Genomic DNA, 25,389 nt, shown 5'->3' on the forward strand with positions numbered 1-25,389 from the left:
GGCCTGCAAGGTCGCCTCGATGAGCCGGGGCCTGGACCGGCACCGGGTCGCGCTCGTGGACGCCGCGGTCGCCGCCGCGGTGGCCTGCGCCCCGGGTCGGGTGCTGCGGATCGCCGAGGCCAAGATCATCGAGGCCGACACCCAGGCGCACGCCGAACGCGTCGCCGAGCAGCGCCGCCACCGCGGGGTCGTGCTGACCCCAGCCGACGAGCACGGCCTGCGGATGCTGATCGCCCGCCTCGAGACCGCCGACGCGGTCTGGGTCGACGCCACCATCGACCGGGTCGCCGACCTCCTCGCCACCGACGACGACCTGCGCGCCACCCACCACCCCGACCTCCCCGCCGACGTGAGCAAGGACGAGCTCCGGGCCGTGGCACTGGGCTGGCTGGCCCGCCCCCACGACCTGGCCGAACTGCTCGGGATCCTCGACGGCACCGACACCGCCGACACGCAGGACGCATCGGGCGCGGAGCGGAAGCGTCGTCGTCCGGGTGCGGTGTTGCACGTCCATCTGCACCAGGCCGCACTGGACGCCGGTGTCGGGGTGGCGCGAGTGGAGGAGCTCGGCCCCCTGCTCCTCGGCCAGGTGGTCCGGCTCCTCGCGCACGCGAACGTGACCCTCCGCCCGGTCCTCGACCTCGCCGGGTCCGTGGCGGTGGACGCCTATGAGCACCCCACCAGCGTCCGTGACCGCACTGCCGTCCTCGTCCCGGCCGACGCGTTCCCCCACTCCACGACCCTGACCCGACGGGTCGACCTCGACCACGCCGTCCCGTACGACCCCGGCGGACCACCGGGCCAGACCGGCGACCACAACGCCGCCCCATTGGCCCGGCGACATCACCGCGCCAAGACCCACCTGGGCTACACCGTCGACCAGCTCGACCGCACGACCTACCTGTGGACCACACCCCACGGGCTACAACGCCTCGTCGACCCCACCGGCACCCACCTGGTCGATGGGTCAGTACAGCGCGCCCCCTCGCGGTCAGACGACTGACGGTCTGCGGCGTCGAGCGACCAGCTCGGACCACAGTGGATCGTCGGTGGCGAGGCTCCTGCGCTCGCGGCGTCAAGACGTACGCGCCTCATCATGTGCACGACGAGCGGTGTCGGGGCGTTCCGTCAACCGCTGGATCGTTCACCGGCTAAGACCGATCTCCGCGCGTGGAGCGAACCACTCCAGGAGGTAGCGGGTCAGGCCGGCGGTCACACCCGCCGCTAGCCCGACCTGGCACACCAATGGCCGGTCTATCAGCAATCCGAACAGCCCCGTACTGAACCCGAGAAGTGCGAACCATCCGGCGGTGGCTACCGCGCGAGACCACGCGTTGGCAGGTGGCCTCTTGGGAGGTCCGGCCGACTCGCTCCTCCACGAGGGCATCTCATTCGCAGCGCGATGAGCCGCGTGCCTTCGACCAGAGGACCACGTCATGGGGCGATGGTAGAGCGATCACAGCCGGTGCGGGCGATGGCCGAGACTCCAAGAACGCCCGCCGGCCGCGGCCAATGAGAGGAGCGTGCCAAGACGGCTCGCGTCGGGGTCGATGCCTTGGCACATGGCTCCTCTTCGGTCGAGTTCGTGCTTCTCGACGACTGGGCACGGAGCTATCGGTGCGCGCCGAGGACACACTGAGGGCACACGTCAACGAGAAACGACCCCTGACGCTGACAGACGTCGGAAGACGTCTTCGCAGGTCAGGGGCCGTTTCAGGCACCAAGGAGGCGGCCAGCCAGCCGCGCTCAATCAGATGTCGTAGTAGAGCTCGAACTCGTGCGGGTGCGGGCGCAGCTGCACGGGGGCGATCTCGTTGACGCGCTTGTAGTCGATCCAGGTCTCGATCAGGTCGGGCGTGAAGACGTTGCCCTGGGTGAGGAACTCGTGGTCGGCCTCGAGGGCGTCGAGGACCGCGCCGAGCGAGGTCGGGACCTGGTCGATCTCGGCCATCTCGTCCGGCGGGAGCTCGTAGATGTCCTTGTCGATCGGGGCGGCGGGCTCGATCTTGTTCTTGACGCCGTCGAGGCCGGCGAGCATCAGGGCCGAGAACGCGAGGTAGGGGTTCGCCGACGGGTCGGGGAAGCGGGTCTCGACGCGCTTGGCCTTCGGGTTGGAGCCGGTGATCGGGATCCGGACCGAGGCGGAGCGGTTGCGCGAGGAGTAGACCAGCGAGATCGGGGCCTCGAAGCCGGGGACCAGGCGGTGGTAGGAGTTCACCGTCGGGTTGGTGAAGGCCAGCAGCGACGGGGCGTGCTTGAGGATGCCGCCGATGTACCAGCGGGCCATGTCCGAGAGGCCGCCGTACCCGGTCTCGTCGTAGAACAGCGGCTCGCCGCCCTTCCACAGCGACTGGTGCACGTGCATGCCCGAGCCGTTGTCGCCGAAGATCGGCTTCGGCATGAAGGTGACCGACTTGCCCTGCTGCCAAGCGGTGTTCTTGATGAGGTACTTGAACTTCATCACGTCGTCGGCGGCCTTGAGCAGCGTGTCGAAGCGGTAGTTGATCTCCGCCTGGCCCGCGGTGCCGACCTCGTGGTGGGCGCGCTCGACCTGGAGGCCGCAGGCCTCGAGGTTCTTGACCATGTCGGCGCGCAGGTCGCTGTAGTGGTCGTACGGCTCGACGGGGAAGTAGCCGCCCTTGAGGCGGGTCTTGTAGCCGAGGTTGGCCTGGCCCTCGGTCTCCTTGCCGGAGTTCCACCAGCCCTCGACGGAGTCGATGTGGTAGTAGCCCTCGTTGACGCCCGTGGAGTAGCGGACGTTGTCGAAGATGTAGAACTCGGCCTCGGGGGCGAAGAACGCGGTGTCCGCGATGCCGGTCGTCTCCAGGTGGGCCAGCGCCTTGCGCGCGATGTTGCGCGGGTCGCGGGAGTAGGCCTCGCCGGTGATCGGGTCGTGGATGAAGAAGTTGAGGTTCAGCGTCTTCGACTTGCGGAACGGGTCGATGTACGCCGTGGTCGGGTCCGGGAACAGCGACATGTCGGACTCGTTGATCGCCTGGAAGCCGCGGATCGACGAGCCGTCGAAGCCGAGGCCGTCGTCGAAGACCGACTGGTCGAACGAGGACACCGGGACCGTGAAGTGCTGCATGATGCCCGGCAGGTCGCAGAAGCGGACGTCGACCATCTCGACGCCCTCGTCCTTGATGTACTTGAGCAGCTCGTCGCTGTTCTGGAACATTCATCCTCCTTGGCTGCGGGCGGGCCGCGGCCGTGGTGCAGAGTGCGTAAGGTCCGGTGCCACGATGCGCCGGCTGGTCCTCGAAACCTAGCGCAGGGGCCGTTGCCAGGCGATTGCCGCTTTGTTTCACCGACGTAACAGGTACGCCGGATCCCGGCCCCCGACGGCGCCCCTCTACCCTGACCGGCGTGACCTCGCCGACCTTCGAGACGACCAGCTGGGCCCGACGCGTGATCGCTCTCCTCGTCGACTGGCTCGCCTCGACGCTGGTGGTCATCGCCTTCATCGGGATCGACGCGTACGGCGAGACCGGCAGCCGGGCGCCGTGGCTGGTCCTGGCCGTGTACGTCGTCGAGTCGGCGCTCTTCACGGCCCTGGCCGGCGGCTCGTTCGGCAAGCTCGCGACCCGGCTCCGGGTGGTCCGGGTCGACGGGGACCCGCGCCCGATCGGCCTGCTCCAGGCGCTGATCCGCTCGGTGATGATCGCGCTGGTGATCCCGCCGCTCGTCTACCGCCCCGACGGCCGCGGCCTGCACGACATCGTCGCCGGCTCGGCGACCGTCGACCTGCAGACCTGGCGCTCGATCACCGGCCGCGCCGACCGGCCCTGACCAGCACCTTCGGCGGTTTCGGCCATCCGGCCCCTGGCTAGGCTCGGGAGGACTCCCCGAGAAAGGTCGCCTCCCATGTCCCGCCGTACCCTGCCCGCCCGTCGGCTCGCCGTCGCCGCCCTCGCGCCCCTGGCCCTGACCACGCTCGTCGCCTGCGGCGACGACGGCGGCTCGGCCGCCAAGGAGCCCTCCTCCTCCACCCCCGCCTCGACGGACGAGGGTGCGGACGACGGGACCGACGCCGCTCCGGCCGTCGCCGAGGGCGAGGAGATCGAGCCGGACGCCTTCATGAAGGTCTTCGAGGGAGCCTTCGAGGACGCCACCACCGTGCACATGACGATGGACATGAGCACGGCGGCGGGCGAGATGACGGGCGAGGGCGACGCCGACTACACCCAGAACCCGGTCGACATGCAGCTGACGATGAGCGGCGGCATGATGCCGGGCTCCGGCATCGAGGCCGTGATGGTCGACGGCGTGATGTACATGAAGATCCCGGGCATGGGCGCTGACGAGAAGTACTTCAAGCTCGACCTCAACGACCCCGACAACCCGCTGGGCCAGAGCTTCACCACCCAGCTGGACCCGAAGGCGATGTTCGAGCAGTTCGAGGACGGGCTCACCTCGGTGACCTACCAGGGCGAGCAGGACGTCGACGGCGAGTCGGCGGACGCGTACGAGGTCAACGTCGACGCGGCCGAGGTGCTGAAGGCGCAGGGTCAGGAGCTGCCGGAGGGCGTCGACCTGCCCGACGAGTTCAGCTACACCGTCTACTTCGCCGACGACCTGTTCCGCCGGATGGAGATGGACATGGGCTCGACGCTCGGCTCGGTCACCATGGACTTCACCGACTGGGGCAAGGACGTCACGATCGAGGCGCCGCCGGCGAGCCAGGTCACGGACTTCCCGGGCATGACCGCCGCGGGCTGATCCCGCACGACGACGAACGGCGCCGGCCCCGCGATCGGATCGCGGGGCCGGCGCCGTTGTTGCGGAGTGCCGGGGGAGTGCGGGTCAGCGGCCGCGCAGGTTGCCGCGCATGCCCTTCATGCTGGTCGGCACGGGACCCTTCGGCAGCGGGACCGTGCCCCGGCGCGCGTCGATGGCCTTGAGCCGGTTGAGGATGTCGGTGATCTCCGGACCCTTGACCTGGCGGCCGAGCTTCTGCACGTGCCGCACCAGCTTGGGCAGCGGCACCTCGCCCTCGCCGCGGCCGCAGACGATGTCGTGGATCGGGGCGTCGACGACGACGCGCTCGTGCTTGCGGTGCTCGGCGGTCAGCAACTGGCGCACCCGGGTCGGGTTGCCCTCGCCGATGAGCACGATGCCCGGAGGGCCGACCAGCCGGTGGACGACGTCCTGCTGGCGGTTGAACGCGATCGCGGGCTCGGTGACCCAGCCGCGGCGCAGCATCCGGAGGGCGGCCGCGGCCGCGCCGGGCTGCCCCTCCATCTGGGAGTACGCCGAGCGCTGGGCGCGCCGTCCGAACAGGATCATCGTGGCCAGCGCACCGAACAGCAGCGCGCCGACGACCGACATGATCCAGGCGATGACGCCGGAGCCGGGGAGCAGCCAGAAGATCGCGAATCCGGCCGCGGCGGCGACGACGAAGGTCGCGAGCAGCACCAGACCGATGCGGGGGTCGGTCTTCTTGGTGAGACGGTAGGTCTCGACGAACTGCTGCCGCCGGCTCATGTCAGCGGCGGGGTTCGGGTTGGCCATGCGGTGCTGCTGCCTATCTGCCGAAGTGCTGGTGGACGGGTGGATCAGGCCGACGCGCCGGCGCGGGCCTCGATGGCCTGACGGTACAGCCGCCCGGCGCGGTAGGACGAACGAACGAGCGGGCCGGACAGGGCGCCCGCGAAGCCGATCTCCATCGCCTCGGCCTGCAGCTCCACGAACTCCTCCGGCTTGACCCAGCGCTCGACGGGGTGGTGCCGCAGCGAGGGCCGGAGGTACTGGGTGATGGTGACGAGGTCGCACCCGGCGTCGTGCAGGTCGCGCAGCGCCTGCGAGACCTCGTCGCGGGTCTCGCCCATGCCGAGGATCAGGTTGGACTTGGTGACCAGCCCGAACGCCCGGGCCTGGGTGAGCACGTCGAGGGAGCGCTCGTAGCGGAAGGCGGGGCGGATCCGCTTGAAGATCCGCGGGACCGTCTCGACGTTGTGGGCCAGCACCTCGGGCCGGGACTCGAAGACCTCGGCCAGCAGGTCGGGCTTGCCGTTGAAGTCGGGGATGAGGTTCTCCACCCCGGTGCCGGGGTTGAGCTCGTGGATGGCGCGCACGGTCTCGGCGTACAGCCAGGCGCCGCCGTCCTCCAGGTCGTCGCGGGCGACGCCGGTGATGGTGGCGTACTTCAGCTCCATCTTCTGCACCGACTCCGCGACCCGGCGCGGCTCGTCGAGGTCGAGGGCCTGGGGCTTGCCGGTGTCGATCTGGCAGAAGTCGCAACGTCGGGTGCACTGGTCACCGCCGATGAGGAACGTCGCCTCGCGGTCCTCCCAGCACTCGAAGATGTTGGGACAGCCGGCCTCCTGGCAGACCGTGTGGAGACCCTCGGACTTCACCAGGCCCATCAGCTCGGTGTACTCCGGCCCCATCTTCGCCCTGGTCTTGATCCACGACGGCTTGCGCTCGATGGGGGTCTCGGCGTTGCGGACCTCGAGGCGGAGGAGCTTGCGACCTTCGGGGGCGGGAGCTTGCGTCACATCGAGCAACTGTACGCCGCTGCCCCCACCCGAACCGATCCGGCGGGGGTGGGCTACGGCACGTCCCGTCGGCGGAACGAGACGGCCGAGAGCACCGAGCTGCCGAGCAGCAGGACGCCGTAGTAGGTGGCGCCCTGGGTGAGTGAGAGGTCCCGGGAGTCGTCGCACTCGGAGTTCGGCGGCACCTCCTCGTTCCCGCTCTCCATCTGCCGGTAGCAGTGCTCCGGGATCTCGACCCAGTACGTCGTCCCGTTCTTGGCGATCGCCTCGAGGTTGGGGCCGGGCTGCCAGCTGCCGGAGAGGCCGATCACGGCGATCAGCACCCCGGCGCCGACCGAGAGCGCGAACAGCACCCCGATCGTGGCGACCGTGCTGCGGAACAGCATGGTGAGGGCGAAGCCGGCCAGCGCCGCCCCCGCGGCGAAGAGCGCGCCGCGCAGGCCGAACTGCAGGCTGTCGACGAGCAGGCCGGTCCCGCTCGGCAGGTCGCGCGATCGCGCCACCGCCCACAGCAGCAGCCAGTACGCCGACGAGACGACGGCCGCGACCACGAAGGCCGTCAGCGTCACGACGAGGCCCTTGGCCGCCCAGATCCGGCCGCGCCGCGACTCGAAGAGCAGCTGGTTGCTCATCGACCCGCTGTTCCAGTCGTGCCCGATGAACGTGGTCCCGGCGAGCATCAGCAGCAGGGTCAGCACCGTGACGACGGCGACGCCCTCGCCGAAGTCCATCTGGTCGCGCAGGCTCAGCGGCTCGTAGCTGCTGTACCACTCGACCTGCGGCTCCACCATCGACGCGCACTCTGCCTCGAGGTCGGTGACGCCGGGGGAGACGCCGTACATGTCCGGGTCGTCGACGCAGCTCTCGAGCTCCTGCTGGACGTGGGGCTGCTCGCGCTCCTCGGCGACCATCTGCTCGATCCGCGTCAGTTCCTCGGCGGAGGGCGGTCGGCTGGTCAGGATCGCCGAGATCACGATGATCGTCGGGACGACGACGGCGACGGCCAGCAGCAGCCAGACCGCTCGCCGCCAGCGGAGCCGGGTGAGCTCGACGCGCAGCAGGGGGATCATCGGCCCGCCCCGATCGTCGCGTCGGCGGACGTCGCCAGGTTGTCGGCGGCGGTCAGCTGGAGGAAGAACGTCTCCAGGTCGGGGCGCAGCGGCGTCAGCTCGGTGAGCCAGATCCCGGCGCCGGCGAGGGCTCGGGTCACCGCGGCGGGGTCCTCGGTCTCGACGCGCAGCCCGCCGGCGGGATCGGGAACGGGCGTCAGGCCGGCCGCGACGAGCGCGGCGCTCCCGGCCACGGGGTCCGGGACGGCGACGCGGTACGCCGTACTCGACCCGAGCAGGTCGTCGACGGTCCCGGAGGCGAGCAGCCGCCCGTTGCCGATGATGGTCGCGGAGGTGCACACCTGCTGGACCTCGGCCAGGATGTGCGAGCTCAGCAGCACCGTCACGCCGGACTCGCCGAGGGTGCGGATGGTCTCGCGGATCTCCCGGATCCCGGCGGGGTCGAGGCCGTTGGTCGGCTCGTCGAGGATCAGCAGCCGCGGGTCCTTGAGCAGGGTGGCGGCGATCGCGAGCCGCTGCTTCATGCCGAGGGAGTAACTCTTGTAGCGGTCCCCGTCGCGACCGGTGAGGCCCACCGTCTGCACGGCGGCGTCGACGCGGCCGTCGGGCGCACCGATGGAGCGGGCCAGCAGCAGCAGGTTCTGCCGGCCGGTGAAGTTGGGCGAGAACTTCGGCGACTCGACCACGGCGCCGACCCGGCCGATCACCTCGGGCAGCGCCTCGGGCACCGGGCGGCCGAACAGGCGCATCGAGCCGCTGGTGGCGCGGGCCAGGCCGAGGAGCATCCGGATCGTGGTGGTCTTGCCCGACCCGTTGGGTCCGAGGAACCCGTGCACCCCGCCGGCCGGCACCGCGAGGTCGAGGCCCTGCACGGCCACCCGTCGACCCTTCCGGTTGCGGAACTCCTTGCGGAGTCCCGAGGTCTCGATCACCAGGTCCGTCACGTGCTGCCTCTCGCCGCGGGTGCGACCGGCGATCGTCCGGTCCCATGCTCAGACGATCCAAGCAGCCGCTTTGGTTGCCTGGAGGACGAACGCGCCGAGAGGTCCAGACCGTGCCCACCGGGGCCGAGGGCTCTCTTGACCTCCCGGGCGGGCGCACCCAGGGTGGACGCACCAGCAGGGCCGTGCGGTGACCAGCGGTGGTCGCGGCGGCCGCGCGGACGCTCGGGGACCGCTCGACCCGGGGAGTCCCCATGCGTTCCTTCACGATCCTCGTCGTCCTCGCCTGCTCGTCCGCGCTCTGGGTGACCGGGGCGGGCCCCGCAGCCGGTTCGGCCGCCCCCGCACGGGCCGGACACGAGGTCGCCGAGCTCGACCGGGCGAAGCCGAGACCGGGTCCGAAGCGAGCCCGGCCGAGAGTCACGAAGGTCGCGCCCGCGTCCGGTCCGACCGCGGGCGGCACCCGGGTGGTGATCTCGGGCAGGAACCTGGCCCGCCCCACGCGGGTCGCTGTCGGTGGGCGAACCGCCACCGTGCTGGCGGCGCGTCGCAACCGCATCGTCATCCGGACGCCCGAGGCGCCCACCTGCGCCCGGACGGTCGCACGCGTGGTGGTGCGGACCAGGGCCGGTGCCAGCCGGGTCACCCAGCGGACCCGGTTCACCTACGCCGGCCGGGTGGCCCGCCCGGCGGTCGCGGCGGGGAACCGCTTCAGCGTCGCCCTGCGCCGCGACGGCGCCGTCTTCGCCTGGGGCGCCGCCCAGTACGGCGTGCTGGGCCAGGGCAACGAGACTCCAGCACCCGGTCCGGTGCGGGTGAAGGGACTCGGCTGCATCGTGGCGGTCACCGCGGGATCGAGTCACGCCGCCGCGCTCACCGCCGGCGGACAAGTGTGGTCCTGGGGCGCCGCCACCGCCGGACAGGCCGGCGACGGTCGCCTCGGCGTACGGCTGCTGCCCAGCCGGGCGCTGCTCGACGTACCGGTGGTCCAGATCTCGGCGGCGGGGGACAAGACCGTCGCCCGCACGGCCGACGGCTCCGTGCTCGGCTGGGGATGGGAGACGGCGAAGGAGTTCGGCGGTGGCCGCCACATGACCAAGCTCCCCGTCCGGCTGACCTCGCTGCGCCAGGTCAGGGACGTCGTTGCGGGCGCGTCCAACGTCCTCGTCATCAGGCACGACCGCACGCTCTGGGGCCTCGGGGCGGGCCCCGCCCTGGGCCTGGACGCCGCCGGCTCCAGCGCCCTGCCGCGGCAGGTGGGGTCCCTGGGCGGCGTCGCCCGAGTGCGCGTCGGGTTGGGGAGCGTGAACGCCGTCACCGCCGATGGGAGCCTGTGGGGTTGGGGGGTCAACGACGGCGAGGCCGGGGGAGCCGCGGGCCTGGGGTTCTCCGGCCCGCCGGTGCGCACCCCGACGAGGACGTCGCTGACCCACGTCACCGACAGCGCGGGCATCGGCCCGCAGGGCCTCGCGCTGAGGAGCGATGGGACCGTCTGGGGCTGGGGAGCGTGCACCTACTGCGACCCCGCGGGCGGCGCGCCCGGGGAGGGCACCCGTCTCGCGCCCACTCAGGTGCCGGGCGTGTCCGGCGTCGTCGGGATCGCTGCCGCCAACGGTCGCTTCCACGCGCTCCACGCCGATGGCCGCGTGTCCGTGTGGGGGTACGGCTGGGTCCTGCCCGGCGGTGACTTCAGGCAGACCGTTCGCTCCGCCACCCTCGTCCCCGGGCTCGACCTGGTCCCGTGAACGTCGCGGTCGTGCCGGCGCTCCGGCGCTAGGGCGAGGTGGGCGTGAGCAGCTCGATCCGCGGACCCTTGGCCGGGTCCGGGCGCGCGTCGTAGTCGGGCGTGGCGTCGTACGGCGTCCAGGCGAGCAGGTCACCCAGGTGGCGGCGTACCGACGGGAGCACCTCGAACACCGGGACGTCGCGGCCGAGTTCGGCCGAGAGCGAGGTGACGCCGGCGTCGTCGATGCTGCAGGGGACGAAGCGGTCGAACCAGCTCAGGTCGACGTCGCAGTTCAGGGAGAAGCCGTGCATGGTCACGCCGCGGCTGACCCGGATGCCGATCGCGGCGATCTTCCGCTCGGGGCCACGGTCGTCGGCGCGCAGCCACACGCCGCTGCGCCCGGGCACCCGCGCGGTGGTCACGCCGAAGTCGGCGCACACCTGGATCAGGGCCTCCTCGACGCGGCGGACGTAGTCGACGACCTTGACGTGGTCGGGCAGGGCCACGATCGGGTAGCCGACGAGCTGGCCGGGGCCGTGGAAGGTGATGGTGCCGCCGCGGTCGACGTCGACGACGGGAGCGCCGTTCGGGTCGAGCGGCCGGTCGTGGGGCTGGGTCCGCTTGCCGGCCGTGAAGACCGGCGGGTGCTCCAGCAGCAGCACGGTGTCGGACTGCTCGCCGTCCGCGACGCGGGCGTGCACCTGGCGCTGCAGCTCCCAGGCGGCGAGGTAGTCGACCAGTCCGGCGTCCTCGAAGTTCACCCCTCGACCCTACGCCTGTGGAGGAGCGGTCGCGGGCCGGCCCGAGGACCGGTAGGAACGGAGCCGTGACCCCTCCGCGGCTGCCGCTCGTCGTTCTGGCGCTGCTGGCCGTCACCGTCCTGGTCGCGGCGTCGCTCGCGCTGCTCGACGCGCGCCGCCCGTCCCCGCAGCTGGACGCGTCGTCGGGGCGAGCGGCGCCTCCGCGTGCCGAGGCCGTCGCCGTCCTCGCGGACTGGGACCGGCGCCGGGCCGCGGCCTGGGCCGCGGGCGATCCCGAGGGCCTGGCTGATCTCTACGTTCCCGGCAGCCGGGCCGGTCGCCAGGACGTCGCGATGCTGCGCCGGTGGCTGGACCGGGGGCTGCGCGTGCAGGGCCTGCGGATGCAGGTCCTCGACGTGCACGCCGACGAGGCCGACGGAGCGCGACGGGAGCTGGTCGTCACGGATCGGCTCGCGGGCGGGGAGGCGGTCGGCCGTCGTACGCGCAGCCTGCTGCCGCGCGACGGCTGGAGCACCCGCCGGATCGTCCTGGACCGAGCCGACGGGACCTGGCGCGTCGTCTCGGTCAGGACGCTGCCAGGCCCGCCCGCAGCACCGCGCTGACGTCGGGGTGCTCGAAGGCGTAGCCCGCGGCCTCCAACGCGGCCGGGCGGACGTTGAGCGAGCCGAGGAGCTCGGGCGCCATCGGTCCCGCCGCCAGGCTCAGGAGCGGGCCGGGGACCGTGGCGACCGCCGGACGGTGTAGCAGCCCGGCGAGGGTCCGGGTGAACTCCGCGTTGGTCGGCGTCACCGGGCAGCACAGGTTGACCGGGCCGGTGAGCGTGTCGTGCTCCGCCGCGTGCACGACGCCGCCGACCCAGTCGGCGAGGGAGACCATCGGCATGTGCTGGCGCCCCGAGCCGAGCCGGCCGCCCAGGCCGGACCGGAAGAGCAGGGCGAGCTGCTTCAGCGGGGCGCTGCGGCGATCCATCACCGGCGCGGTCCGGAGCACCACCACCCGGGCACCGGCCTCCCCGGCCGGCTCCGTGGCCGCCTGCCACTCGCGGGCGACCCGGGTCAGCAGCGCCTGGCCGCGGGTGTCGGAGACCTCGGTCAGCACTGGATCGCCGGGACCGCCATGGTCGCCGTAGTAGGAGATCCCGTTGCCCGCCAGGTACGCCGCCCGGCCACCCGTCGCGGCGACCGCCTCGGCCAGCACCCGGGTGGTCGTCACCCGGCTCTCCATGAGCTCGCGCGCCCAGCGGTCGGAGTGCACGTTGCCGAGAGTGGGCGCGCCGGCGAGGTTGACCACGACGTCCGCGGCCTCGATGACGGACCGGTCGTAGCGGCCGGCGTACGGGTCCCAGGTGGACTCGTCGGCGCCGGTCGCGGGGCGCCGTACCAGCGTCGTGACGGCGTGTCCGCGACCGCGCAGGGCGGCGGCGAGGTGGCGGCCCAGGAAGCCCGAGGCCCCGGCGATGACGATCGTCTGCGTCGGCATGCGCCCAGTTTCCACCGCCGGCAAACCGGGCCGGCGGGGATGGGGGAGCATGGGGCCATGAATCTCGGTGGTTCACCGGACCCGGCGGGCTTGGGGGAGCTCGGCGCATGGATCCTGCAGGCGGTCCCGGACGGCCTCTGGGTCGTCGACGACGACGGCCGGACGACGTACGGCAACGGCTGCCTGGCCGAGCTGCTCGGACTCGATCCCGAGGAGATCGTGGGCTTCCCGCTCGCCCGGGCCTTCGACGAGGAGGGCCGCGAGCGGCTGCGTGGACGCCTCCGCGAGCCGTTCGACGACGCCGGCCGCGGCGACGACATCGAGTGCCGGCTGGTACGCCGCGACGGGAGCACCTTCTGGGCGCGGGTGAGCCACGTGGCGCTGCGCGACGAGTCCGGGGAGCGGCGTGGCTGGCTGCTCCGGGTCCGGGACAACACCGAGCAGCGGCGGCTCGTCGAGGACCTCCGCCGCGGTGAGCTGAAGCTCGCGGAGGCCCAGTCGATCGCGGGGATGGGCAGCTGGGAGATCGACGTCGCCGGCGACGGGGAGCTGCACTGGTCCGACGAGCTCTACCGGGTGCTCGAGGTGGACCCCGCGACGTTCGTGCCGACGCCGGACTCCTTCCGCCAGCGGCTGCACCCCGACGACCGGCTCGACTCGCGGGAGGCCGCCGACCGGATGATGGCCGGCGAGGACGCGCTCGACGTGGACGTCCGCCTCGACCGGGCGCCGGGCCTGCCGACCCGGTGGGTCCGCGTCCGGGGCCGGGTGACCCGGGCCGAGGACGGCTCGGTGCTGCGCCTGGGCGGCACCGTCCAGGACGTGACGGAGACCAAGGCGCACGAGCAGGGACTGGCGTTCCTCAGCGCCATGGCAGGCGCGGCCAACGAGGCACGGACGCTGCCCGAGGCGCTCCTGGCCGCCGACGAGGTGGTCCGTCCGCACACCCAGTGGCCCGCGGTCCAGGTGTCGTTCCCGATCCCGGGCAGCGGCGAGCTGCAACACTTCGACAGCGGCTGGCACGACATCGGTCCCGAGGACGTGACGGCGGCGCGCGCGCTGGCCGCTCGCGCGGTCGAGGCGGCGGCCCTCGTGAGCGAGCCCGGTCCGCGCGGCACCTACCTCGTCTCCGGCCCGGTCGTCCACGCCGGACGGGTGGTCTGCGTGGTCACCTCCGACAGCCGGTCGATGCTCCCGCCGCGCACCTCCGAGCTGGCCATCTTCCGGCAGATGCTGAACCTCCTCGCCCACGTCTGCGAGCGCGAGGAGAGCGCCAACGAGCTGGCCCGGGCGCGGGACGCGGCGGTCGAGGCGTCCCGCGCGAAGTCCGAGTTCCTGGCGACGATGAGCCACGAGATCCGCACGCCCCTGAACGGTGTGATCGGGCTCAGCGAGCTGCTCGGCCGCACCGAGCTCAGCTCCCACCAGCGTCGGCTCGCCGAGGGCGTCGACCAGGCGGGGCGGGCACTGCTCGCCCTGGTCAACGACATCCTCGACCTGTCCAAGATCGAGGCCGGCCGGCTCGACCTGGAGGAGGTCGACTTCGACCCGCGCCAGGTGCTCGAGCAGAGCGTGAGCCTGCTCGCCGAGCGGGCCAGCGCGCGCGGCCTCGAGCTGGTCGTCGGCAGCGCCGGCTCGAGTCCCAGCCTGGTGCGCGGGGACCCGGTGCGCTTCGGGCAGGTGATCACCAACCTGGTCGCCAACGCGGTCAAGTTCACGCACGAGGGCGAGGTCGTCGTGCGGGTCACCGGCACCGGCGGCGCGGACCTGCGCGTCGAGGTCACCGACACCGGCATCGGCATCGAGCCGGACGTCCAGGCCCGGCTCTTCGACGCCTTCTCCCAGGCCGACAGCTCCACCACCCGCGAGTACGGCGGCACCGGCCTCGGACTCGCCATCAGCGAGCGGATCGTCGCGGCCCTGGGCGGCCGGATCGGCGTCCGCAGCGAGCCGGGCGTCGGGAGCACCTTCTGGTTCACCGCCGCCTTCGCGGAGCCCAGCGGCGCGGGTGTCCCTGAGGAGCCGATCCCGGCGGCCGCGGTCGAGGACCTGCGGGTCCTGGTCGTGGACGACAACGAGACGAACCGGTTCATCCTCGCCGAGCAGCTCTCGGCCTGGGGCGTCAAGACCGAGACCGTCGCGTCGGCGTACGACGCGCTGGTCGAGCTGGACACCGCGGTGCGCGGCGGATCGCCGTACGACGTGGCGCTGCTCGACTACATGATGCCGGGCATGGACGGGGAGCAGCTGGCCCGTACGATCCGCTGCGAGGAGCGGTACACCGAGTTGCGGCTCGCCCTGCTCTCGTCGGGCGTCGAGCCGACCGCCGAGTGGCTCGCGTCGGCCGGGATCGACAGCTACCTCGGCAAGCCGGTCTTCCCCTCCCGCCTGCTCGACACCCTCGCGACGCTCGTCGGGAGGGTGCAGCCGGTGGCACCCCCGGAGGCCGATCCGGCCGTCGAGGAGGGCTCGCGCGGGCGGGTCCTCGTGGTCGAGGACAACCCCGTCAACCAGCTCGTCGCCGAGGGGATCCTGAGGCGCCTCGGGTACGACCTGCGGCTCGCGGACAACGGGGCCGTCGGGATCGAGATGCTCGCGGACGACCCGCGCGGGTTCGACGTCGTGCTGATGGACTGCCAGATGCCGGTGATGGACGGCTTCGACGCGACCCGGGCGATCCGCGCCATGCCCGGGGACGTGGGGCGGGTCCCGATCGTGGCGATGACGGCCGCGGCGACCGAGGCGGAGCGGGAGCGCTGCCGCGAGGCCGGGATGGACGACTTCCTCAGCAAGCCCGTCGTACCCGCCCTGCTGGAGGCCAGCCTGGAGCGCTGGGCGCACAGCGGCGACGCGGACACCCGGCTGCGGACCCTGGTCGAGGACGACGGGATCGACCTGGAGCTCGTGCAGCTGATGGTCTCCCGGTTCGGCGCCTCGGCGCCCCGGGCGGTCGCCGAGCTGGACGACGCCGTCGCGACCGAGGACCCGGTCGCGGTCGTCCGGATCGCGCACGGGCTGCGGGGGAGTGCCGCCAACCTCGGGCTGACCCGGCTCGCCGCGCTGGCGGCGGAGCTGGAGGAGACCGCACGCGAGGGGCGGGTCCCGCACGCGGCGGCGCTCACCGGACTGCGGGTCGCCACGATCGAGGCCGTGGACGAGCTGGGCCGCGCAGCCCGAAGGCTGCGCGGCCCAGAGTGACCAGCTGAGGAGGTCGCTCAGACGTCGAAGACGCCGGCCTCCAGCCGCTTCTTCACGTCCTGCAGGAAACGGCCCGCGTCCGCACCGTCGACCAGGCGGTGGTCGTACGTCAGCGCCAGGTAGACCATGTGCCGCACCGCGATCGTCTCGCCGAGGTTCGGGTCGTCGATCACGACGGGACGCTTGACGACCGCGCCGGGACCGAGGATCGCGACCTGCGGCTTGTTGATGATCGGGGTGTCCCACAGGGCGCCCACGCTGCCGAGGTTGGTGATGGTGAAGGTGCCGCCACCGAGCTCGTCCGGACCGATCTTGTTGGTCCGGGTCCGCTCGGCCACGTCGGCGATCTTCTTCGCCAGGCCGGCGATCGACAGGTCGCCCGCGTCCTTGACCACGGGGGTCAGCAGGCCCTTCTCGGTGTCCACCGCGAACGCGACGTTCTCGCGGTCGTAGTAGGTGATCTCACCCTGGTCGGTGTCGATCGTCGCGTTGAGCTTCGGGTGCTCCTTCAGCGCGTCGATCGCGGCCTTGGTGAAGAAGGGCAGGTACGACAGCTTCACGCCCTCGCGCGCCAGGAAGTCGGCCTTCTTGGCGTCGCGCAGCCGGGCGACGTTGGTGACGTCGACCTCGACCACCTGGGTCAGCTGGGCCGCCGTCTGCAGCGAGTCGACCATCCGCTCGGAGATGATCTTGCGCAGCCGGCTGATCTTCTCGGTCGTGCCACGCAGCGGCGACGGCGTGACCGACGGGGCCTGCGCGGCCGGAGCGGCGGCAGCGGGAGCGGCGGCGGCCGGTGCGGCCGGCGCCTGCTGGGCCTTGGCGGCCTCCAGGATGTCCTGCTTGCGGATCCGACCGCCGACGCCGGAGCCGGTCACCGACGCGAGGTCGACGCCGTGCTGGCCGGCGAGCTTGCGGACGAGCGGCGTGACGTACCCGGCGCCCTCCGAGGAGGATCCGGAGGACTGCGCCGGCGCCGGGGTGCTGGCGGCCTGCTGCGGCTCGGGGGCCTTCGGCTGCTCGGGCTCGGGCTGCTCGGCCTTCGGCTCCTCGGCCTTCGGGGCGGGCTCCGGCTCGGGCTCGGGCTCCGGCTCGGGCTCCGGCTCGGGCTCCGGCTCGGGCTCCGGCTCCTGAGCGGCGGGCGCGGCGTCGGCCGAGCCGATGATCGCGAGCTCGGCGCCGACCTCGACGGTCTCGTCCTCCTCGGCCTTGATCTCCAGGAGGGTGCCGGCGACGGGCGAGGGGATCTCGGTGTCGACCTTGTCGGTGGACACCTCCAGCAGCGGCTCGTCGACGGCGACCTCATCGCCGACCGACTTCAGCCAGCGGGTGACGGTGCCCTCGGTGACCGACTCGCCCAGCGCGGGCAGCGTGACGGCGGTGCCGGAGCCACCGGACGGCTTGGTCTCGGCGGCGGGCTTCTCGGCCTCCTCCGCGGCGGGAGCGGGCTCCTCGGCGGCGGCGGGCTCCTCGGCCTTCTCCTGCTCGGGCTCCGGCTCGGGCTCCGGCTCGGACTGCTGCTCGGGCTCGGCGGCGCTCTCGGAGCTCCCCGAGGACTCGCCCTCGTCGCCGATCACCGCGAGGATCGCGCCGACCTCGACGGTGTCGTCCTCCTCGGCCTTGATCTCGAGCAGGGTGCCGGCGACCGGGGAGGGGATCTCGGTGTCGACCTTGTCGGTGGACACCTCCAGCAGGGGCTCGTCGACCGCGACCGTGTCACCGACCTGCTTGAGCCAGCGGGTGACGGTGCCTTCGGTGACGGACTCCCCGAGGGCTGGGAGGTTGACTTCGGTGGCCAATGGAGTTCCTTCGTCTCTCTGTGGGTGGAGATGGGTTCAGGAGTGAGCGTGCAGCGGCTTGCCGGCGAGCGCGAGGTGTGCCTCGCCGAGGGCCTCGTTCTGGGTGGGATGGGCGTGCACGAGCGGGGCCACGTCCTCCGGGTACCCCTCCCAGCCGTAGATCAGCTGGGCCTCCCCGATCAGCTCGCCGACCCGGTCGCCGGCGAGATGGATGCCGACGACGGGGCCGTCGGTGCGGCGGACGAGCTTCACGAAGCCCTGGGTCTTCAGGATCTGGCTGCGTCCGTTGCCGCCGAGGTCGTAGGTGAGCGTCTCGATCGCGTCGGCGCCGTACGTCGCCGCGGCGTCGTCCTCGGTGAGGCCGACCGAGGCGAGCTCGGGGTGGGAGTAGGTGACCCGCGGGATGCCGGCCTCGTCGATCGGTCGCGGGTCGAGCCCGGCGATGTCCTCGGCGACGAAGATGCCCTGCGCGAACCCGCGGTGGGCGAGCTGGAGTCCGGGGACGATGTCGCCGACGGCGTACACGCCGTCGAGGTTGGTGCGGCAGCGCTCGTCGGCGAGCACGAAGCCGCGCTCCATGGCGACGCCCTGCTCGGCGTACCCGAGACCGTCGGTGCTCGGCCCGCGGCCGACCGCGACGAGCAGCAGCTCGGCCTCGATGACGTCGCCGCCCTTGACGGTCACGGCGACTCCGGTGTCGGTGGTCTTGACGCTCTGGAAGGCCGTGCCGGTGCGGAAGGCGATGCCACGCTTGCGGAACGCGCGCTCGAGGGCCTTCGACGAGGCGGCGTCCTCGGCGGCGACCAGGCGGGGGAGCGCCTCGACGATGGTGACGTCGGCGCCGAAGCTGCGCCACACACTCGCGAACTCGACGCCGATCACGCCGCCGCCGAGGACCACGACCGAGGTGGGCACCCGGTCGAGGCGCAGCGCCTGCTCGGAGGTGATGACCCGCTCGCCGTCGATCTCGAGCCCGGGAAGGGTGCGGGAGTAGGAGCCGGAGGCAAGGACGAGGTGGCGTCCGGAGTACGTCGACCCGCCCACCGTCACCTCGCGAGGGCCGGTCATCCTGCCCTCCCCTTCGATGACGGTGATGCCGCGGCTCGCGATCAAGCCGCTCAGGCCCTTGAACAGTCGGCCGACGACGCCGTCCTTGTAGGAGTTCACCGCGGCCATGTCGATGCCGTCGAACGTCGCGCGGACCCCGAACTGAGCCGACTCGCGCGCGCTGTCCGCGACCTCGGCGGCATGCAGCAGCGCCTTGGTGGGGATGCAGCCGACGTGCAGACAGGTGCCGCCGAGCGGCCCCTTCTCCACCAGGCCGACGCGCAGGCCGAGCTGCGCGGCGCGCAGTGCGCACGCGTACCCGCCGGAGCCTGCGCCCAGGACGAGTACGTCGAAGCCGGTCGTGCCGGAGTCGCCGTTGTCGGGGGTGGCCACCGCGTTCCTTCCGTGGGTCGTCGAAGCGCCGGACCATCTTCGCACTTCCGCGCGGCGCGTCCACACCGGGTCGGTGCCCGATTTCCGCCGTCGTGGAGCGCGCGTTGAGGAAGACACGGCAGACTAGGGACCATGGGTTGGATGGACCGCTTTCGCCGCGGCACGCGCATGAGCAAGCCGGCGAGCGACGGCTACCGCACCGGGTCGACCCAGGTGCGGGCTTCGGACAAGGTCGACGAGACGCACCTGCACCAGTGGGTGACCGAGCGACGCGGGGTCGAGGGGTTCGTCGAGCCGCGTACCGCCGTCAGTGACGTGACCCTGCTCCTGGTCGCCCACGACGGCGAGTGGACCCGCCGCCGCGTGCCCTCCGTCGCGTGGGCGCACAAGTTCTGCAACACCTACCAGATCCCGTCGTACGACGCCGCCGTCGTCGGCATCCCCCAACGGATGCGCGACTACAACCGCCGCCAGAAGCTCCAGCAGAAGCGCCCCGGCCTCTGACCCCGCTGGTTGAGGCGGAGGGGACGCAGGTCTGACCTACTCCGCCCGCTGGTTGAGGTGCGAAGGACGAAGTCCTGAGCCTCGAAACCCGGCGACCCGAGAAGCAGCCGGTAGTCGTTGCGACCGGTCGGCTCACCCGGTTTCGAGGCTCGCTGCGCTCGCACCTCAACCAGCGTGCGGGGAGGGCGTGCCTGTAGCCCTGACGGGCCGGTGCCGGTCAGGGCTGCAGGGTGTCGAGCGGGCTGGTGCCGTGGTGGTCGCGTCCGAAGACGAGCCCGTTGGGACTTCGCCAGACGAACGAGGTGTCGTCGGTCTTGTCGTAGCGCCATCGGGTGTGGGTCTTCGCGCGGTGATGTCGCCGGCACAGCGGTGCGATGTTGCAGTCGCAGGTCGGTCCACCGCGGGCGGCGGGGTCGATGTGGTCGCAGTCCGCACGCCGGGCTCGTCTCTGGCACCACGGGAACACGCACGTGTGCTGCAGCAAGACCTGGCGCTCACGCAGCCGATCCGGGACTTCGTAGGCATCCACGTGCACGTGATCGGCCAGGTCGATGACCGGCTTCACGATCACCTGGGTGTCGGTATTGGCACACCAGGTCTTGACCTGCTCGGCCGAGACGAACGAGCGGGTCTCCTCTACGCGGGCGAGGTCCAGGTCGGTGCCGGCACCGGCGAGGGCGGCCTCGGAGAGGTGCACGTGCAGCAGGACCTGCCGCGGCTTCGTCTTTGATCCGTCTGCAGGCTCGTCGGTGTTCAGGTCGAGAGCGAGCTGACGGCGAGCGAGATCGCCGACGGCGATGGAGCGCCGTACGTCGAGTGGCGCGTCGAGGCCGAGGGCGCCGAGGTCACGGGCGCGCCGGGCGACGGCGTCTTCGAGGTCGAGGGCGTCGGCGAGATCGAGGGTGCCGTGGACGTCGACGCAGCCGTCGAAGGACACCTGACGGGTCTCGATGTCGAAGTGCCGCCCCTCCTGCGCGGCGACCTGACGAGCCATGGCTTCGTCGGGGTCGAAGCGGACCCGCGCCTCCTCAATGGTGCGGTCGAGCTGCGCGATGGACACCTTGTGCGCGACCGGCGCCAGGTGCGCGTCGACGTACGCCGCACCCGCCATCGGGAGGTCGACGGTGGACTTGGCGATCCGCCGCGCCTTCCACACCGGAAGATCCAGCGATTGGACCCGGGCGTAGAGGCGCGGGAGCCGGTGGGCCAGCTCGACCGCCTCACCCAGATACATCCGCCCGGCATCGGTGGAGAGCCCGAGCGCTGCGGCGAACTCCAGCACGCTGAACTCGGCGACCAGCGGGGCACCCGGCCCCGCGATCGTCAGCGCGTCCTCGGCGCCGGCGACCAGCACTGCGGCGTCATCCAACGAATCAGTCGAGTGCATGCCGGCCCAGGCGACGGCGGCGGCGAGCTGGTCGGCCTCGCCCCGCATCACCGCAGTGCGTCGGGCGCCCAGGTAGGCGAGCAACGCGGATGCGTTGTCGCAGTCGTGGAGTTCCCGAGTGGCCATACGAAGATGGTAGATACGGGCACCGACAGTCCGGGTTCGTCATCCACAGCGGCCGGGAGTGCTCGCTCGGCGCCGTCTCTCGGCTCACCGGGTTTCGAGGCTCAGGACTTCGTCCTTCGCACCTCAACCAGCGTCGGGCGGTGCCGTGTCGGCGTGCCTGCACCTCAACCAGCGTCGGGCGGGGCCGTGTGTGTCGGCGCGCCTCGCACCTCAACCAGCGTCAGGCGCCGCTCATCGTGCGGGCGTACTCGACGAGGGTGGTGACGGCGAAGCCCGTGCCGCCGGCGGTGACGTGGCCGGAGGGGCCGCCGGAGGCGAAGGAGGGGCCGGCGATGTCGAGGTGTGCCCAGGGGAGGCCGGCGGTGAACTCGCGCAGGAAGGCGGCGGCGAAGAGGCCGCCGCCCCAGCGGATCCAGTCGTGCTGGGCGAGGTCGGCGATCTTGCTGCCGTGGACGCGCTCGTCCATGTGCTCGGGGATCGGCATCGGCCAGAGCTCCTCGCCGGCGGTGCGGCCGGCGGCGAGGACCTGGTCGACGACGTCGTCGGAGCCCATGACGCCCGCGACCTTGTCGCCGAGGGCCACGACCATGTGCCCGGTGAGGGTGGCGACGTCGAGGATCACGTCGGGCTTGGCCTCGGTCGCGCGGACCAGCGCGTCGGCGAGCACGAGGCGGCCCTCGGCGTCGGTGTTGAGCACCTCGACGGTGGTGCCGCCGTACATCGTCAGTACGTCGCCGGGGCGCACCGAGTCGCCGGAGAGCATGTTCTCGGCCATCGGGGCGAAGGCGCTGACCTTGATCGGCAGGCCGAGGGCGGCGATGGCGAACGTCGCCTGCACCACGGCGGCGGCGCCCGCCATGTCGGACTTCATCTCGTGCATGCTCTGGGCCGGCTTGATGGTCAGGCCGCCTGAGTCGAAGGTGATGCCCTTGCCCACCAGCGCGAGGTGCCGCTTCGCGCCGCGGGGCGCGTAGGTCAGCTCGACCAGGCGCGGCGGCGCCGCGGAGCCCTGGCCGACGCCAAGGATGCCGCCGCAGCCGAGCTCGGCGAGCTCCTGCTCGTCGCGGACCGTGATCTTGACCTTGGGTGCGCCGCGTCCCTTCGAGAGCTCCTTGCCGGCCGCGACGACGGCGTCCGCGAACGCCGGCGGGGTCAGGTCGCCGGGGGGCGTGTTGACCCAGTCGCGGGTGGTCGCGACCGCCCGGGCCACGAGCTGGGCCTCGTCGAAGGCGGCCGAGACCTCCTTGCGACGAGCCACCGGGCTGAGCACCACGACCTCGCCGGGCGCCTCCCGCTTCGCGTCCTTCTTGTACGTCGTGAACGCGTACCCGCCGAGGATCCAGCCCTCGGTCGCCGCCCGGACGAGCTCGGCGGAGTCCGCCGGCAGTGCGACGGCCACCGAGGCGGAGTTGGTCACGGCGCGCGCGGCGACGCCCGCGCCCCGTCGTACGGCGCCGGGCGTGGGCTCCTTCCCGAGGCCGACCAGGACCAGCAGCGGCGACGAGAGCGCGCCGGCGGTGGGGACCTTCACGACCTCGCCGACCTTGCCGGTCACGCCGAGCGTCGCGAGCAGCGGACGGAGCTTGCGGCCGTAGGCCTGGGCGACGTCCTCGCCGCCGGTCGCCAGCTCGACGCCCTTCGTGCCCTGGACGACACCGACGACCACGGCGTCCGCTCGGGTCTTGGCGGGGCTGGCGCTGCGCAGCGTGAACGAGGTCATCGCCGCAGGATAGTCGGGGCGCTGCGATAGGTTCCGGACATGGTCGACCAGGCAGCCGATGACTCCGCCTTGATCCGCTCGCCGCTGCACGAGCGCCATGTCGCGCTCGGCGCCAAGTTCGCCGAGTTCGGCGGCTGGACGATGCCGCTGGAGTACCCGACCGGCGTGGTCAAGGAGCACACGGCCGTGCGCGAGGCCGTCGGCATCTTCGACGTGAGCCACCTCGGCAAGGCGACGGTGACCGGTCCGGGAGCGGCGGCGTACGTCGACGCGACGCTGAGCAACTCGCTGGCCAAGATCCGGCCCGGCAAGGCGCAGTACACCCTCTGCTGCGACGAGGAGACCGGCGGGATCGTCGACGACCTGATCGTCTACTGGCACGACGACGAGCGGGTGCTGCTCGTCCCCAACGCCGCCAACACCGCCGAGGTCGTACGTCGCCTCGCGGCCGCCGCGCCCGAGGGTGTGAGCGTCACCGACGAGCACCGCGACCACGTCGTGCTCGCCGTCCAGGGCCGCTTCAGCGACGAGGTGCTCGCGGCCGTCGGGATGCCCGTCGGGCACGACTACATGTCGTTCGCCGAGGCGCCCTTCGAGGGTGCGACCGTCGTGGTCTGCCGCACCGGCTACACGGGGGAGCGGGGCTACGAGCTGGTCGCGCCGGTCGCGGTCGCCGAGCCGCTGTGGGACGCCCTGATGGCGGCGGGCGAGGCGCACGGGATGGTGGCGTGCGGCCTGGGTGCGCGCGACACGCTGCGCACCGAGATGGGCTACCCGCTCCACGGGCAGGACATCTCGCTCGACGTGACCCCCAACGAGGCCCGTCTCGGCTGGGCCGTCGGGTGGAAGAAGGACGCCTTCTGGGGACACGACGTCCTCCTCGCCGAGCGCGCCGACGGGCCGAAGCGGATCCTCCGGGGTCTGGTCGCGACCGGGCGCGGCATCCCGCGCCCGCACATGTCCGTCTCGCTGACGCCCGACGTGCTGCTCGGCGAGATCACCTCGGGGACGTTCTCACCCACCCTGCGCAAGGGCGTCGGGCTGGCGCTGCTGCCGGCCTTCGTCGCCGAGGACGCCGAGGTCGGCGTCGACATCCGCGGGCGGCGCGAGATCTTCCGGCTCACGAAGCCGCCGTTCGTCGACCCGTCCGTGCGAGAGGACTGACCTCGTGAACCTTCCCGACCAGCCGCACACGTTCCGCCAGCCGACGCCGACCGAGCTCCCGTGGCGCTGGCGGCTCGAGGACGCCACCGGCACGGAGGTCGTCGTGGAGGGCGAGCTCGCCGACCAGCGCTTCCCGAGCCAGGCCGACGCCGAGTCCTGGGTCGGCGAGACCTGGTCGGAGCTGGCCGCCCAGGGGGTCGACGCGGTCACCCTCTTCGACCTCGATCGTCGGGTCTACGGCCCGATGTCACTGCACGCCTGACGGAGGGCGACCCGAGGAGCGACCGTGACGGCGGACGACGACCTCGACTCGTACGCCGCCGCTCGCGCGCCCGTGCTGCGCGAGGTGCTGCTGCGTCTGGACTGTCCCCGCTTCCTGGTGCCCGGTGTCATCCGGGAGACCGTCGGCCGCTGCCGCCGCGGCTGGGTGCGCGCGGTCCGCGAGGACGACGCCGACGTCGTGTTCCTCGGCACCCTGATCGCGACCTGGGAGGACCGGCGCAGGTCGTCGCAGTGGCAGGACCGGGTGGCCCCGGTGCTCACGGAGGTCGCGGGTCTCGACCCGTGGCAGGTGGCCGACGTCCTGGACGACCTGGTGCGCCACCGCCGCAGCCGGCCCGCGGCGCGCTTCGTGGCGGCCCTGGTGGCCGCGCTGCTCGTCGCGGCCGGGGTCACCGCGGTGTGGTCCGCGCGGGGGAGCGACGACTACGACGAGCTGCCGCCGGCCGAGGTCCAGCCGACAGCGGGCCTCGTCGACACGGTCTGGTACGCCAGCGGGTCGATCCGGCTGCGCGAGTCCATCGTGTCGGTCGGCGCGGTCCGGGCGCTCGTGCCGTCGGGCGACGGAGCCGTCTACGTGGCGGGGGACGGCGCGGTGGTCCGGGTCGACGAGGCGGGGCGACGGCTCCGGTTGGGCCGGGCCGACCCGCGGTCGCCGGTCGTCGCCTCGGCCGACGGCCGGCTCGTGGCCTGGCGCGAGAGAGGCGGCGACGTGGTCCTCCACAACCTCGACGTCCCGGGTGAGGTCGGCCGCGTCACCGGCTCGGAGCTCGAGCCGGTCGCGATCGACGCGGGTCGGCTCTACGTCGACGACGCGGCCGGGTCCGTCGCGCTCGCCCCCGGAGAGAGGCCGGTGCGGGTCTCGGGCCGGACGCTCCTCGACATCCGGGACGGCGCCCGCCTCTACCAGGCCGGCGACGGCCGGGTCCGGCTCGAGGGACCGGGCGGGCGGCCGTCGTACGTCGGCGACGGTGGGGACGGCGGCGGGACGCTCTCGCCCGACGGGCGCTTCGCCCTGGTCGCGGTCGACGGGCGGCCGGTCGTCCTCGACGTCCTGGGCGGCGTCGTCTCGACGGGACTGGGACCGGGGGAGCGCGCTGTGGCCGCGACCCTCGTGGGCGACGGGCGCATCGTGATGGTCGTGGCGGTGCCGGAGCGGTCGGCCGACGACGAGTTCCCCCGGCGCTCGGCCTCGGGCTCGTGGGAGCTGCGGACCTGCATCCTCGGCAGCGGGCAGTGCGTGATCGAGACGCTGCTGTCGGCCGCCGGCGACGTGCCGCTCTTCGCCGACTGACCGCCTA

General features: G+C 72.5%; 20 protein-coding genes and 1 pseudogene. 10 read left to right on the top strand and 11 right to left on the bottom strand.

The window, feature by feature from the left end:
* Positions 1-1,003, top strand: a pseudogene (locus tag VMF51_RS15495) (hypothetical protein); the annotation flags it as partial.
* A 747-nt stretch (positions 1,004-1,750) separates the two neighbouring features.
* On the opposite strand, the gene glnA reads toward VMF51_RS15495, so the two are convergent.
* The gene (gene glnA / locus VMF51_RS15500; RefSeq protein WP_325475355.1) at positions 1,751-3,178 is read right to left on the bottom strand and encodes a type I glutamate--ammonia ligase; all 1,428 of its coding nucleotides are present in this window, start codon (positions 3,176-3,178) and stop codon (positions 1,751-1,753) included.
* A 188-nt stretch (positions 3,179-3,366) separates the two neighbouring features.
* Between glnA and VMF51_RS15505 the strand changes: the two genes are divergently transcribed.
* Positions 3,367-3,789 carry an RDD family protein gene (locus VMF51_RS15505; protein ID WP_325475356.1) on the top strand — a complete coding sequence of 141 codons (423 nt, stop codon included), beginning with the start codon at positions 3,367-3,369 and terminating at the stop codon, positions 3,787-3,789.
* Positions 3,790-3,864: 75 nt separating this feature from the next.
* Positions 3,865-4,719: an LppX_LprAFG lipoprotein gene (locus VMF51_RS15510; protein ID WP_325475357.1), complete on the top strand. Its 855-nt coding sequence runs from the start codon at positions 3,865-3,867 to the stop codon at positions 4,717-4,719.
* 84 nt (positions 4,720-4,803) lie between these two features.
* Here VMF51_RS15510 and VMF51_RS15515 read toward each other — a convergent pair whose 3' ends face one another.
* The 4 genes from VMF51_RS15515 to VMF51_RS15530 are packed head-to-tail and all read right to left on the bottom strand — an operon-like array spanning position 4,804 to position 8,511.
* Complete coding sequence (locus tag VMF51_RS15515; protein ID WP_325475358.1) at positions 4,804-5,511, bottom strand: DUF4191 domain-containing protein; 708 nt, start codon at positions 5,509-5,511, stop codon at positions 4,804-4,806.
* Positions 5,512-5,555: 44 nt separating this feature from the next.
* Positions 5,556-6,497 (bottom strand): lipoyl synthase, encoded by a 942-nt coding sequence (lipA, locus tag VMF51_RS15520; protein ID WP_325475359.1) that lies wholly within the window; start codon positions 6,495-6,497, stop codon positions 5,556-5,558.
* A 53-nt stretch (positions 6,498-6,550) separates the two neighbouring features.
* On the bottom strand, positions 6,551-7,567 hold the full coding sequence (locus tag VMF51_RS15525; protein WP_325475360.1) for a hypothetical protein: 1,017 nt from the start codon (positions 7,565-7,567) through the stop codon (positions 6,551-6,553).
* Entirely contained in the window at positions 7,564-8,511 is a 948-nt protein-coding gene (locus VMF51_RS15530) for an ABC transporter ATP-binding protein (protein ID WP_325475361.1), read from the bottom strand. Before VMF51_RS15530 ends, VMF51_RS15525 begins: the two co-directional genes overlap by 4 nt.
* 251 nt (positions 8,512-8,762) lie before the next feature.
* Here VMF51_RS15530 and VMF51_RS15535 point away from each other — a divergent pair, with 251 nt between their 5' ends.
* Positions 8,763-10,253, top strand: a complete 1,491-nt coding sequence (locus tag VMF51_RS15535; protein WP_325475362.1) for an IPT/TIG domain-containing protein — start codon at positions 8,763-8,765, stop codon at positions 10,251-10,253.
* A 28-nt stretch (positions 10,254-10,281) separates the two neighbouring features.
* Here VMF51_RS15535 and lipB read toward each other — a convergent pair whose 3' ends face one another.
* Positions 10,282-10,995, bottom strand: coding sequence for a lipoyl(octanoyl) transferase LipB (lipB, locus tag VMF51_RS15540; protein ID WP_325475363.1), 714 nt, complete (start codon positions 10,993-10,995; stop codon positions 10,282-10,284).
* A 65-nt stretch (positions 10,996-11,060) separates the two neighbouring features.
* On the opposite strand from lipB, the gene VMF51_RS15545 reads away from it, so the two are divergent.
* The gene (locus tag VMF51_RS15545) at positions 11,061-11,597 is read left to right on the top strand and encodes a hypothetical protein (RefSeq protein WP_325475364.1); all 537 of its coding nucleotides are present in this window, start codon (positions 11,061-11,063) and stop codon (positions 11,595-11,597) included.
* Here VMF51_RS15545 and VMF51_RS15550 read toward each other — a convergent pair.
* Positions 11,560-12,474 (bottom strand): TIGR01777 family oxidoreductase, encoded by a 915-nt coding sequence (locus VMF51_RS15550; RefSeq protein WP_325475365.1) that lies wholly within the window; start codon positions 12,472-12,474, stop codon positions 11,560-11,562. The genes VMF51_RS15545 and VMF51_RS15550 overlap by 38 nt on opposite strands.
* A 57-nt stretch (positions 12,475-12,531) precedes the next feature.
* Here VMF51_RS15550 and VMF51_RS15555 point away from each other — a divergent pair, with 57 nt between their 5' ends.
* Positions 12,532-15,672, top strand: coding sequence for a response regulator (locus VMF51_RS15555; RefSeq protein WP_325475366.1), 3,141 nt, complete (start codon positions 12,532-12,534; stop codon positions 15,670-15,672).
* Positions 15,673-15,689: 17 nt separating this feature from the next.
* Here the strand turns inward: VMF51_RS15555 and sucB are convergent, their stop codons facing one another.
* Both sucB and lpdA read right to left on the bottom strand, forming a co-directional pair.
* Positions 15,690-17,468, bottom strand: coding sequence for a 2-oxoglutarate dehydrogenase, E2 component, dihydrolipoamide succinyltransferase (gene sucB, locus VMF51_RS15560; RefSeq protein WP_325475367.1), 1,779 nt, complete (start codon positions 17,466-17,468; stop codon positions 15,690-15,692).
* Positions 17,469-17,504: 36 nt separating this feature from the next.
* Positions 17,505-18,908, bottom strand: a complete 1,404-nt coding sequence (gene lpdA / locus VMF51_RS15565) for a dihydrolipoyl dehydrogenase (protein WP_325475368.1) — start codon at positions 18,906-18,908, stop codon at positions 17,505-17,507.
* A gap of 141 nt (positions 18,909-19,049) precedes the next feature.
* Between lpdA and VMF51_RS15570 the strand changes: the two genes are divergently transcribed.
* Complete coding sequence (locus tag VMF51_RS15570; protein ID WP_325475369.1) at positions 19,050-19,412, top strand: hypothetical protein; 363 nt, start codon at positions 19,050-19,052, stop codon at positions 19,410-19,412.
* A gap of 217 nt (positions 19,413-19,629) precedes the next feature.
* Here the strand turns inward: VMF51_RS15570 and VMF51_RS15575 are convergent, their stop codons facing one another.
* The gene (locus VMF51_RS15575) at positions 19,630-20,925 is read right to left on the bottom strand and encodes an HNH endonuclease (protein WP_325475370.1); all 1,296 of its coding nucleotides are present in this window, start codon (positions 20,923-20,925) and stop codon (positions 19,630-19,632) included.
* A 220-nt stretch (positions 20,926-21,145) separates the two neighbouring features.
* On the bottom strand, positions 21,146-22,645 hold the full coding sequence (locus VMF51_RS15580) for a leucyl aminopeptidase (RefSeq protein ID WP_325475371.1): 1,500 nt from the start codon (positions 22,643-22,645) through the stop codon (positions 21,146-21,148).
* A 39-nt stretch (positions 22,646-22,684) separates the two neighbouring features.
* Between VMF51_RS15580 and gcvT the strand changes: the two genes are divergently transcribed.
* Genes gcvT through VMF51_RS15595 form a run of 3 tightly spaced genes read left to right on the top strand, consistent with a single transcriptional unit; the run spans position 22,685 to position 25,382 of the window.
* Positions 22,685-23,809 carry a glycine cleavage system aminomethyltransferase GcvT gene (gene gcvT / locus VMF51_RS15585; RefSeq protein WP_325475372.1) on the top strand — a complete coding sequence of 375 codons (1,125 nt, stop codon included), beginning with the start codon at positions 22,685-22,687 and terminating at the stop codon, positions 23,807-23,809.
* Between the two features lie 4 nt (positions 23,810-23,813).
* Positions 23,814-24,071: a hypothetical protein gene (locus tag VMF51_RS15590; RefSeq protein ID WP_325475373.1), complete on the top strand. Its 258-nt coding sequence runs from the start codon at positions 23,814-23,816 to the stop codon at positions 24,069-24,071.
* Positions 24,072-24,095: 24 nt separating this feature from the next.
* Positions 24,096-25,382 (top strand): hypothetical protein, encoded by a 1,287-nt coding sequence (locus tag VMF51_RS15595; protein WP_325475374.1) that lies wholly within the window; start codon positions 24,096-24,098, stop codon positions 25,380-25,382.
* The last annotated feature ends 7 nt before the right edge of the window (positions 25,383-25,389 follow it).

It is taken from the genome of Nocardioides sp. (genome assembly GCF_035503875.1).
GTDB lineage: Bacteria > Actinomycetota > Actinomycetes > Propionibacteriales > Nocardioidaceae > Nocardioides.

What these genes read in the sequence shown, in the direction of transcription:
- glnA (WP_325475355.1), bottom strand. Translation starts at nt 3,178, where the DNA reads ATGTTCCAGAACAGCGACGAGCTGCTCAAGTACATCAAGGACGAGGGC.
- VMF51_RS15510 (WP_325475357.1), top strand. Translation starts at nt 3,865, where the DNA reads ATGTCCCGCCGTACCCTGCCCGCCCGTCGGCTCGCCGTCGCCGCCCTC.
- VMF51_RS15515 (WP_325475358.1), bottom strand. Translation starts at nt 5,511, where the DNA reads ATGGCCAACCCGAACCCCGCCGCTGACATGAGCCGGCGGCAGCAGTTC.
- VMF51_RS15525 (WP_325475360.1), bottom strand. Translation starts at nt 7,567, where the DNA reads ATGATCCCCCTGCTGCGCGTCGAGCTCACCCGGCTCCGCTGGCGGCGA.
- VMF51_RS15535 (WP_325475362.1), top strand. Translation starts at nt 8,763, where the DNA reads ATGCGTTCCTTCACGATCCTCGTCGTCCTCGCCTGCTCGTCCGCGCTC.
- VMF51_RS15550 (WP_325475365.1), bottom strand. Translation starts at nt 12,474, where the DNA reads ATGCCGACGCAGACGATCGTCATCGCCGGGGCCTCGGGCTTCCTGGGC.
- VMF51_RS15555 (WP_325475366.1), top strand. Translation starts at nt 12,532, where the DNA reads ATGAATCTCGGTGGTTCACCGGACCCGGCGGGCTTGGGGGAGCTCGGC.
- VMF51_RS15570 (WP_325475369.1), top strand. Translation starts at nt 19,050, where the DNA reads ATGGACCGCTTTCGCCGCGGCACGCGCATGAGCAAGCCGGCGAGCGAC.
- VMF51_RS15575 (WP_325475370.1), bottom strand. Translation starts at nt 20,925, where the DNA reads ATGGCCACTCGGGAACTCCACGACTGCGACAACGCATCCGCGTTGCTC.
- VMF51_RS15580 (WP_325475371.1), bottom strand. Translation starts at nt 22,645, where the DNA reads ATGACCTCGTTCACGCTGCGCAGCGCCAGCCCCGCCAAGACCCGAGCG.
- gcvT (WP_325475372.1), top strand. Translation starts at nt 22,685, where the DNA reads ATGGTCGACCAGGCAGCCGATGACTCCGCCTTGATCCGCTCGCCGCTG.